Origin of the sequence: Streptomyces sp. NPDC059718 (assembly GCF_042733315.1) — a bacterium.
Classification (GTDB): domain Bacteria; phylum Actinomycetota; class Actinomycetes; order Streptomycetales; family Streptomycetaceae; genus Actinacidiphila.
On record NZ_JBHWGA010000105.1, the window covers coordinates 1 to 8483 of the forward strand.

Genomic DNA, 8483 nt, shown 5'->3' on the forward strand with positions numbered 1-8483 from the left:
TTTTGTGTATAAGAGACAGGTTACAGCCTCACCGGTGGAGGGGGACGCCCCCGCCGGGTCGCTTAACCGCACCGGACCGGGCGACGCGCCGGTAGGGGGCCGCCACGGCCCCGTACCGGCGCGTCCGCGTTCACCGCCGCGCGGCGGCCGTCCTCCGCGGTGCCGTCGCGCGCAGCAGCTCCGCCGTCTCCGGGTGCGGGCCGCGTTCCGCCCATTCCAGCGGCGTGAGCCCCGTGCCATGGTCCTCGCGCAACCCGGGATCGGCGCCGTGGGCCAGGAGTCGGCGCACCGTCTCCACGTGGCCCCAGCAGGCGGCGGCGCACAAGGGAGTGCCCTCGTCGCCGCGGCCGCTCTCGGTGTCCGGCCGCGCCCCCGCCGCCAGGAGCAGCGCGGCCACCTCTGCGGCGCCGCTCACCGACGCCGCGTAGAGCGGGGTCGTACCGTCCGGGTCGGCGTGCTCGGGGGACGCCCCCCGGCGCAGCAGCTCCCCGGCGGTCCTGAGGGCCCCGCACCCCGCCGCGGTCACCAGGGCCCGGCTCAGTTTCTTGCGGCGTCTGCGGTTCACCGGGAGAGGTTACGGGAGGGCCGCCCCGCCGGAGCCGATCCCCAGGCGTGCGACGCGGCCCTGCTCGCCGGCGGCCCAGCAACCGAGGTCCGGGGCGCAGTCGACGGTGTCGTAGGACCCGGGGTCGAACGTCCGCCAGGTCCGGCCGCCGTCCAGGCTCAGGTCGCTGCCGGACGGCCCGACCGCGATCGCCGCGCGCGAGGAGTGCGGCAGCCAGGTCACCCCCGAACGGTAGGCGGCCGGGGGGCGTCCGGAGCCGGTCCAGGTGGCGCCGCCGTCGCGGGACACCGCGGCGGCGTCGGGGGAGGCCTGGTCGGGGCGGTAGTCCCCGCCGACGGCGATCCCGTGCCGCGCGTCGCGGAACGCCAGCGCGAACACGCCCTTCGCGGGGTCGCCCGCGGGCAGGGTGGACGCCGTCACGGTCCAGGTCAGCCCCCGGTCGCGGGAGTGCAGGACGCGGGCCTGCGACGCCCCGCCCGTCGCCAGCCACACGTCGCGCGGGCCATGGCTCACCAGGCACTGACCGCTCGCCGCGAACGAGGCCTCGCCCGCGAGCGCGGGGGGCATGCCGGCGGAGGGCAGCACCCGCCAACTACGGCCGCCGTCACCGGTGGACAGCATCCGGTACCTGCCGTCGACCGGGTCGCTGACGGCGAGGCCGTGCCGGTCGTCGAAGAAGGTGACGCAGTCGTAGAAGGCGCGGGGGTCGGTGTTGCGGAAGGTCTCCGTCCAGGTCGCGCCGCCGTCCTGGGTGCGCAGCACGCGGGACGCCTCGCCCTCGCCGATCGCCAGCACCACCGCGCGCTGCGCGTCGAACGCCTCGACGTCGCGGAACTGCAGCTCGGCGACGCCCGGTGGCGACACGTCCGCCCAGTGGCGTCCGCCGTCCACCGTGCGCAGCACCTTGCCCTCGGAACCGGCCACCCAGGCGGTGTTCCTGCTGACCGCCGCCAGCCCGCGGAACCGCGCGGTGCTGCCGGTCTCCTTCAGCTCCCAGCGCGGACCGGGCCGTTCACCCGCCGCGTGGGCCGGGGCCGCCGTCAGCGCGGCGAGCGCCGCCCCGCACAGCACGGCCGTCCACACCCGTCTCATCGTCCCCATCGGCGTCATCGGCGTCATGGCGCGGCAACGTAGTCCACCACGCGGCACCGCACCAGACCGCGTCCGGCGCACCGCGCCGCACCGCTTCTGGTACGCGGTCGGCCTGCGCGACCGGACATCCCCTCGCCGGTGCGCCTTCCGGGAGTCCGCGGACCGCTGCCCCTCAGGGTGCCCTGGCGTCCCCGCCGGCAGGCGGTCCGGTCACCGGTGGCGGGAGCGACCGTTGTGCCGGGCGGTCGGCGCGCTCGGCCCGTGGTGTCCGAATTCCCGGCGTCGGGCGGGACTTCCGGGGCCGTGGACCGCAGGCTCCCCAGGGTGCTTGGGGCTTCCGGGTCGGCGGCGTGATGCGCCGCGCGGCCCCCGGACCCCAACTGCGGCTGACGGGCTCCCGGTTCGGGTGGCCGCCGGGGCGTCCCCGCCGGGCCGCGGGGCCGGTCCGGCGGGGCCGGGTCGTCAACGGGCCTGCGACAGCGTCGTCCTGGCCTGCTCGACGGCGATGGCCACCCGGGGCGACCCGCAGTCACGGGCGAGGTCCACGGCGTCCTCGGTGAGGGCTCGGGCGGTGTCGAGGTCGCCGGTCCGCGCCCGGGCGAGGGCGGCGCGCGCGGTGTAGAGGGTGCGGTCGCGCCGGTAGAAGGGGTCCTGGATCGCCAGTGCCTTCTCCAGCAGCGGGGCAGCCTCCTGCGCACGGCCGAGGTCCAGCAGCGCGATCCCGCTCTGCGCGCACAGCTCCGCCTCGTCGAACCAGTAGATCCACGACGGGTCGTCGCCGGCGGGCGCGGTGTCCAGCAGCCGCCCCGCCTCCTCCAGCGACCGGCGGCACGCCGCGTCCTCGCCGAGCCCGGCGTGGGCCCGGGCCCGGCGGGTGGCGAGCATCGCGCGGGTGCGCGAGGTCGCCCCGGCCGCGGCGGACTCGGCGGCACGGGCCGCCGCGAGGGCGTCGTCGTGGCGGCCCGCGAACACCGCCTGAAGGCTCAGTCCCGCCCACAGGTTGGCGGCTTGCGGGCGGTCCTGCGCGCCGTGCGCGAGGCGCAGTCCGGTGAGGTAGTGCCGCTGGGCCGCCCCGTGCCGTCCGCAGTCCGTCGCCGCCCAGCCGCCCAACTGGGCCAGTCCGGCCGCGACGCGCAGCAGACGGGCGTCGAGCCCGCCCCGGTACGGTCCCCGGCGCAGCAGGTCCAGGGCGATCCGCAGATCGGCCTCGGCCCGGTGCCGTACGGCCGCGCCGCCGAGCCGGTCGTCCAGGCGGCGCAGGCCGAGCACGCCGCGCTCCAGCCAGGCCACGGTCTCCTCGCCGGCCGCAGTCCCTTCCCGGCCCGCGACGGCGTCGTCCCGCGGCGGCTCGTCCCTCCCGCCGTCCCTCCCGCCTTCCCTTCCGCCGTCCGTCGCGGCCGCCCAGTCGGCGACGGCGTCGCCGAACTCCGTTCCCTCCAGCACGGGGTGGCCCCGCGGGTCGCGTCCGCCGCCGTCGAGCAGGGCGTCCAGCGCGTCGAGACCGCCGGCCCGGGTCCACGGCAGCCCGTCGGGGATGCCGTCGAAGGACGGTAACCAGCCGGGCCACGGGCGGGTGTCCACCTCCCGCAGCGGTACGCCCAGGGCCCGGGCCAGGGCCCGCTGGCTGTCCCTCTCCGGCACCACGCCCCAGTGCTCCCAGCGCCACACCTTCTCCCGACGGGCCGCCATGGGCACGCCGAGGGCACGGGCGTTGTCGGCGACGACCCGGGCGAGGTCCTGGTAGCTCCAGCCGTGGCTGCGCCGGACGGACGCCAGGGGATGGGACGGTGCCGGCGCGGTGTCGTCCGCCACGACGTTGCTCCTTCGTCTCATATTCGTACGTTCGAATATCAGGCGGACGGATCGCGGCGCAGGCGATCGCCGCGATCCGTCCCGATCCGTGTCCCGTGGCGTCCGGCGGCGCCCGCCGCCGTTCGGACGCGTGTGCGGGACTACATCGAGACAACAGGCCCGGACTTGAAGTGGACCTGCTCATACCGGTTGGCTTTGTGTGATCAAGCGATCACCGGACGCCGAACGGGATGCCCCGCCCCGGGCCGGACATCACGTGCGCGCCGTGGAGGCACCCCGAGGATGACTCCTCCTCCACCCCCGTTCGGTTTCTCCCGCTCCCGGGACGACCTGCGGTTCGACCCTGCCCTGGACGACGAGCCGCTGGCCGACGCCCGCGCCGCGCTCGCCCAGGGACGCTGGACCACCGCCCGCAGCCTGCTCGCCGAGACCGGCGACGACTGGGACCGGCGCGGCCACCGCCTGGTCGTCCTCGGCGAGGGCGGCGCCAGTGCCATCTGGGCCCGCGAGTGGCAGCTCGCCGAACCCGGCAGCACCGACGCGGCCGCGCTGCTGGCCTGCGCCTCGGTGTTCCGAGCCGTCGCCGGCAAGGAGAAACCCGAACGGGCCCGCGAGACCTGCCTCGCCGCCGCCGCGCTCACCCCGGCCGACCCCACGCCGTGGCTCTGCCTGCTGATCCTGGCCCGCCACACCGGCACCGACGACGAGCAGATGCGCGCCTTCGACCAGGTCCGCGGCCGCCACCGGGGCCATCACCACGGCCACCACCTGATGGTCGCCTGCCTCGCCGAACGCCCCCAGGCCGCCTCCGACGGCGGGCCCTTCCACGAGGTGTACGAATTCGCCGACTGGGCTGCGGGCGAGGCGCCCGCCGGCTCACCGCTGGCCGTCCTCCCGGTCGTCGCCCACGCCGAGCTGTACCGGGTCCTCGCCACCGCCGGGACCCTGCCCGCCGATCCCGCGGCCTCCGGGCACTGGGACGGATGGCGCGCCCGGCAGGCGCTCAAGCGGGGCTTCGACTGGTGGCTGGAGTGGGACGGTGACGGGCACGACCACCCGCGCCTCCACCTCGACCTCAACTTCCTCGTCCACGCGCAGTTCCTCCAGGGCCGCAACGCCGAGGCGGCGGCCCTGTTCAACCGGATCGGCGCGCACGCCACCCGCACCCCGTGGGCCTACCCGGACCGCGACCCCAAGAAGGCCTTCCGCGCCGCGCGGGAGGCCGTGCTCGGCCCCGGCTCCCCGTAGGGCCCGCACCGCATGACGCACCAGCACCACCCCAACCCCTCCCAGGAAGGAACCGCCATGCTGACGGGCAACAGCGGGATCAGCACGTTCAAAGGCGAGGAGAGAGCCCTGCGGGCCGACCGCCTCGGCATGTCCGGCCTGCTCCTCTCCGTGGTCGCCGCCAGCGCGCCGCTGATGGTGGTCGCGGGCGTCATGCCCACCACGTACGGCGTCATGGGCATCGTCGGACAGCCGCTGCTGTTCGTGATCCTCGGCGTGGTACTCATCCTCTTCAGCGTCGGCTACGCCGAGATGAGCCGCCACGTCCACAACGCGGGCGCCTTCTACGCCTACATCGCCCGCGGGCTCGGCGGCACCGCGGGCGCCGCCGCGTCGCTCGTCGCCCTGGTGTCGTACAGCGCGATGCAGTTCGCGGTCTTCGGCCTCTTCGGCTTCGAGATCTCCGGGCTCTTCCAGACCTACCTCGACACCACGATCGCCTGGTGGATCCCGGCCGTCCTCGGCGTCCTCGCGGTCGGCGCGCTCGGCTGGCTCAAGATCGACGTCAACGCCAAGGTCCTCGGCGTCCTGCTGCTGATCGAGATCGCCCTCGTCGTCATCTTCGACGTCGCCGCCATCGGCAGCCCCGCCAAGGAGGGCCTGTCGCTGCACGCCTTCGACCCGAGCACGCTCAGCGGCGCGGGCCTGGGCACCGCCCTGTGCTTCTGCATCGCCAGCTTCGTCGGCTTCGAGCAGTCGCCCGTCTACGCCGAGGAGACCAGCCGCCCGCAGGTCGTGGTCGCCCGGGTGACCTTCCTCGCCGTCACCTTCGTCGCGGTCTTCTTCGCCATCAGCTCCTGGGCGCTGAGCGTCGCGGCCGGCCCGTCGCAGATCGTGGAGGTGTCGCAGAAGCAGGGACCGGGACTGCTCTTCGGCCTCAGCGAGTCGATCATCGGGTCCGCGTTCACCGACGTCCTGCACGTGCTGTACGTGACCGGCATGTTCGCCTGCCTGCTCAGCTTCCACAACGTCGTCGCCCGCTACGCCTTCGCCATGGGCCGCGAGGGCCTGCTGCCCCAGGCCTTCGGCCGTACCAACCCCAACAGCGGCGCCCCCGCCTTCGGCTCGCTGCTGCAGACCCTGGTGTCCCTCGGCTTCGTGGTCGCCTTCGCCGTCACCGACGGCAGTGCCGCGGCGGACCACGACCCCACCGCGCCCGTGCTCAAGCTCTTCACCTGGTTCGGCAACGTCGGCGCCCTGGGCGTCATCGTGCTGCTGGCGACCGCGTCCTTCGCCGTCATCGGCTACTTCGTCCGGCGCGGCGCGCTGCGCACCCAGGCACCGCGGATCGTGGCCTCCGCCCTCGCGGGCATCGCGCTGGTCGTCATCGCCGTCTACGCCGTCAAGGACTTCGACGTCCTGGTCGCCGGCGACGGCTCCGCCGTCTCCTGGGTCCTGCCCGCCATCATCGGCGTCACCGTCGTCGGCGGCCTGGTGTACGGCGCGGTTCTGCGGGCCACCCGTCCCGAGGTGCACGCCCGCATCGGCCTCGGCAACGAGGCGTTCCGGATCGAGCAGGCGCGCGAGGCCGTCCCCGCCGCCGACGCGGAGACCACCGGCTCCTGACCCCGACCGGCCCGTCGCACCCCTGGCCGGGGGAGCGGCGGGCCGGTTCCATGTCCGTAGCGCCCGACAGCGCAACGACCAACGCCGACAAGAGGGTTGCCCCGATGTCCTCCTGCTGCCACACCGACGCCGACGCCGCGCCCGCCGCGCCCCACCCCCTCGACCCGCTGACCGCCGACGAGATATCCGCCGCCCGCCGCATCCTCGCGGAGGACGGCAGGGTCACCGACACGACCCGCTTCCCCCTCGTCCTGCTCGACGAGCCCGACCGGCACACCGCCGACGCCCATCGCGACGGCGACCCCGTGGTGCGCCGGCTGCGCGTGACCCTGCTGGACTCGGCCACCGGCGCCGCCGCCGAGGCACTGGTCGACGTCACGGCGGGCGTCGTCGTCGCCCACCGCGCGCTCGACACCGCGGAGGAGGGCCAGCCGCCGGTCACCTTCGAGGAGTACGAGATCGTCGAGCAGGTCGTCAAGGCCGACCCCGGCTGGCGCAAGGCCATGGCCGAACGCGGCGTCACCGACCTCGACCTCGCCGTCGCCGCCCCCCTCGGAGCGGGACCGCTGCGCTTCGAGGACCGGCCCGGCGCCCGCCTCATGCGGTCCCTGACCTGGCTGCGCTGCAACGCCTCCGACAGCCCGTGGGCGCACCCGGTGGCCGGGCTCGTCGCCGACGTCGACGTCATCGAGCGGAAGGTCGTCCGCCTGATCGACACCGGCGCCGTGCCGATCCCGTCCGAATGCGGCCGCTACGAGGCCGAGTTCAACGGCCCGGCCCGCACCGACCTGCGCCCGCTGGAGATCACCCAGCCCGAGGGACCGTCCTTCGCCCTCAGCGGCCGGCTGATGACCTGGCAGAAGTGGCGCTTCCGCATCGACTTCAACGGCCGCGAGGGCCTGGTCCTGCACCAGATCGGCTACGAGGACGGAGACCGCGTCCGCCCCGTCCTGCACCGCGCCTCACTCGCGGAGATGGCCGTCGCCTACGCCGAGCCCGGCGACGACCGCAACTGGGTCGCCTTCCTCGACGCGGGCGAGTACTCGCTCGGCCGCAACGCCAACGCCCTGAAGCTCGGCTGCGACTGCCTCGGCGAGATCACCTACCTCGACGCCGTCCTCTCCGACGACCTCGGCAACCCCGAGACGCTGCCCAACGCCATCTGCATCCACGAGGAGGACTACGGCCTCCTGTGGAAGCACACCGACATCTTCAACGACATGGCCGCCGACAGCCGTCGCGCGCGCCGCCTCGTCGTCTCCTACATCGCCACCGTCGGCAACTACGACTACGGCTTCTACTGGTACTTCCACCAGGACGGCACGATCGGCTTCGAGGCCAAGTCCACCGGCATCGTGCAGACCTCCGCCGTCGAGCCCGGCACCGCCGACGCGGTCGGCACGGAGGTCGCGCCCGGCCTGCTCGCCCCGTTCCACCAGCACCTGTTCTGCGTACGGCTGGACGCCGCCGTCGACGGCCACGCCAACACCGTGGAGGAGGTGGACGTCGTCCCCGTCCCGAGCGGGCCGGACAACCCCAACGGCAACGTCTTCACCACCCGGGTGACCCCCGTCGCCGACAGTGCCGAGGGCGGCCGTCTCGCCGACCCGCTGGCGGGCCGCCGCTGGCGGATCACCAACCCCGGTTCCCTCAACCGCATGGGCAAGCCCGTGGCGTACACGCTCGTGCCGCAGCCCGGCCCGGTCGTCCTCGCCCAGCCCGACTCGGCGGTCGCCCGTCGCATGGCCTACGGCACCAAGCACGTGTGGGTCACCCGCCACCGTCCCGAGCGGCGCTTCCCCGCGGGCGACTACCCCAACCAGAACGCGGGCGGCGCCGGACTGCCCCGCTGGACCGCGGCGGGCGAGTCGCTGGAGGACACCGAGCTGACCGTCTGGCACACCTTCGGTCCCACCCACCTGCCGCGGCTGGAGGAGTGGCCGGTCATGCCCGTCGACCACAGCGGCTTCACCCTCAAGCCCACCGGCTTCTTCGACCGCAACCCCGCGCTCGACCTCCCCAAGGAGACCCCGAGCGGCGAGGGCCACTGCCACACCGCCTGACGCGAACCCGCGCCCCGGCCCCGGGGGGCGAGGGGCCCCCGGGGGGGGGGCGGCCCCCGCACGGGCGGGGGGGCGGGACCCGAGACGGGGGACCCGCA

General features: G+C 74.9%; 6 protein-coding genes. 3 read left to right on the forward strand and 3 right to left on the reverse strand.

Annotated features, from left to right (window positions below; genetic code table 11):
- Positions 1-130 precede the first annotated feature (130 nt).
- The 3 genes from ACFV3E_RS45965 to ACFV3E_RS45975 form a co-directional block, all read right to left on the reverse strand.
- Positions 131-565 (reverse strand): ankyrin repeat domain-containing protein, encoded by a 435-nt coding sequence (locus ACFV3E_RS45965; protein ID WP_500542422.1) that lies wholly within the window; start codon positions 563-565, stop codon positions 131-133.
- Positions 566-574: 9 nt separating this feature from the next.
- Complete coding sequence (locus ACFV3E_RS45970; RefSeq protein WP_500542430.1) at positions 575-1675, reverse strand: WD40/YVTN/BNR-like repeat-containing protein; 1101 nt, start codon at positions 1673-1675, stop codon at positions 575-577.
- Positions 1676-2119: 444 nt separating this feature from the next.
- Entirely contained in the window at positions 2120-3469 is a 1350-nt protein-coding gene (locus tag ACFV3E_RS45975; protein WP_500542424.1) for an NsdA family TPR-like regulatory protein, read from the reverse strand.
- A 282-nt stretch (positions 3470-3751) separates the two neighbouring features.
- Between ACFV3E_RS45975 and ACFV3E_RS45980 the strand changes: the two genes are divergently transcribed.
- The 3 genes from ACFV3E_RS45980 to ACFV3E_RS45990 all read left to right on the forward strand — a co-directional run bounded on the left by ACFV3E_RS45980 (position 3752) and on the right by ACFV3E_RS45990 (position 8385).
- Positions 3752-4717: a hypothetical protein gene (locus tag ACFV3E_RS45980; RefSeq protein ID WP_500542426.1), complete on the forward strand. Its 966-nt coding sequence runs from the start codon at positions 3752-3754 to the stop codon at positions 4715-4717.
- Positions 4718-4774: 57 nt separating this feature from the next.
- Positions 4775-6322 carry an APC family permease gene (locus tag ACFV3E_RS45985; protein ID WP_500542431.1) on the forward strand — a complete coding sequence of 516 codons (1548 nt, stop codon included), beginning with the start codon at positions 4775-4777 and terminating at the stop codon, positions 6320-6322.
- Between the two features lie 104 nt (positions 6323-6426).
- Positions 6427-8385, forward strand: coding sequence for a primary-amine oxidase (locus ACFV3E_RS45990; RefSeq protein ID WP_500542428.1), 1959 nt, complete (start codon positions 6427-6429; stop codon positions 8383-8385).
- Positions 8386-8483 lie beyond the last annotated feature (98 nt).

What these genes read in the sequence shown, in the direction of transcription:
- ACFV3E_RS45970 (WP_500542430.1), bottom strand. Translation starts at nt 1,675, where the DNA reads ATGACGCCGATGGGGACGATGAGACGGGTGTGGACGGCCGTGCTGTGC.
- ACFV3E_RS45985 (WP_500542431.1), top strand. Translation starts at nt 4,775, where the DNA reads ATGCTGACGGGCAACAGCGGGATCAGCACGTTCAAAGGCGAGGAGAGA.
- ACFV3E_RS45980 (WP_500542426.1), top strand. Translation starts at nt 3,752, where the DNA reads ATGACTCCTCCTCCACCCCCGTTCGGTTTCTCCCGCTCCCGGGACGAC.
- ACFV3E_RS45990 (WP_500542428.1), top strand. Translation starts at nt 6,427, where the DNA reads ATGTCCTCCTGCTGCCACACCGACGCCGACGCCGCGCCCGCCGCGCCC.